Annotated in this window: 1 protein-coding gene and 1 tRNA gene; both read left to right on the forward strand. The window is 36.0% G+C overall.

Features of this window, described 5'->3' with window-relative positions; all coding sequences use genetic code 11:
• A tRNA-Gly gene (locus Q0E19_RS11880) sits at window positions 1-71 on the forward strand.
• 494 nt (window positions 72-565) lie between these two features.
• Window positions 566-1,282 carry a hypothetical protein gene (locus Q0E19_RS11885; protein WP_294409761.1) on the forward strand — a complete coding sequence of 239 codons (717 nt, stop codon included), beginning with the start codon at window positions 566-568 and terminating at the stop codon, window positions 1,280-1,282.
• Window positions 1,283-1,684: the final 402 nt, after the last annotated feature.

Below are 1,684 nucleotides of genomic sequence, written 5' to 3' on the forward strand. Positions count from 1 at the left end.
CGCGAGTGGCTCAGCGGTGGAGCACCTCCTTGCCAAGGAGGGGGTCGCGGGTTCGATTCCCGTCTCGCGCTCTTTTTATTTGTAGCAGAAGCTTTGATTTTACAAGGTTTCCGCTATTTTTGTGTCTGCATGAAGCTGTAGACAACCGATTTTACAACGCCTTTCTAATAAATTGGGAAATGGGAAAATGATTAGTGTTTATCACGGTTTGAGAGGGTTTGGGAAAGAAGGATAGCTCGGGGGAATAGTAACCCTGAGCTATAATGCGCCGTGGCACTTGGATGCAACACCATTGATTCTCGGTGGCTCCCCATCCGCTCCGTCCACCTGAACTTCCAACATTTGCATCTGTTGGAGTGTGGGCACATATAGTTACCATATTAAAGGGTAGTATTGCTATTTATACAGTGAAAACTTAGTAAAACCCAAAAAGTAAAAGATAAAGAATTAGAAATTAAAATAACTCATATCACGTTCGAAAGAAATATATAATATCGAAAATCTCTTTAAATAAAATGCGAAATATTTTATAATATATACATTATAAAGAGCAAAGGAGAACAATATGATTGAGTTAAAATGCCCTAATTGTAGTGCTGATATTGAACTTGATGACTCTAGAGAAATAGGATTTTGTAGATATTGCGGAACAAAAATTCTTATTGAATCTTGTAAAAATAAGGTAGATGGAATTGCAAGCGTTGAAAATCTTCTTTTGCGTGCAGAACAGTTTTTTAACGAGAAAGATTATTCCAAGGCAAAAGAATATTTCAATAAAGTATTAGATATTGATATAGAAAATGCAACAGCTAAATTGGGATTAGAAAAAATAGACAATATATTCATGGACAAACAAAAGGTGCCGTTTGTACAAAAATTAAAAGAATATGATGAAAAGCAAGTAAAAGAAAAAGAACAAAAAAAGGCAGAAAAAGAACTTGCTTCAAAAATAGTTGATTGTATTTTGAATGACGTTGCCGGAAAACATCAAAGAGGAATAAGGCATTTGGCGGGTTTTTATGAGGAATATGATAATGACGGGTATATTGCTGATAAAAATTATGGTTGTCGCTATAGAGTTGGGGCATTGGATAGCTCAGTAATATTGGCAACAATTAGAAAAAGATTAACCGAAGAGGGATTTTCAAAATTTGTTGTCAGAGAAGAGATAATTCCAAATTATAAATTTGAGAAAAAATATAATTCATTTTGGGGTACAACAAAGGAAATAAAAATTCCAGATGGACAGGTATTTTCAATATATATCGAAGTAGATTGGTAAGATATATTTCAAGACTATTTCCCACACTGTTTATTTACTTGATTCATGAGTTCAGAACATTGTAATAATAAAATTGACTATCGGGTTAATAAAGATGTCGGAAGATTAGAAATGCGTTGTAGGCTGGTTGTAGACACTTGGTAGGTGGGATGCTTTTCTCCTTGTATTTACTGGGTTTGCGGACAGCGATATAATTCGATTCCCGTCTCGCGCTCTTTTTTATTCCCCGGAAAGTCAGGGAATTTTGTTTTTTTGTGTTACATTTCGACGGAACGAAACGATATCCGGAATGTAGCACTTTTTTTATATGGTGTCAACGGTCAGCCGGATGTGGCTGGCGGGACTTTTGCGTAAACTTCTCCTTGCCCTCCGCCCGTAAAAAAGTTACAATGGAGAAGAACA

It is taken from the genome of uncultured Ruminococcus sp. (assembly GCF_934476685.1).
Lineage (GTDB): Bacteria > Bacillota > Clostridia > Oscillospirales > Ruminococcaceae > Hominimerdicola.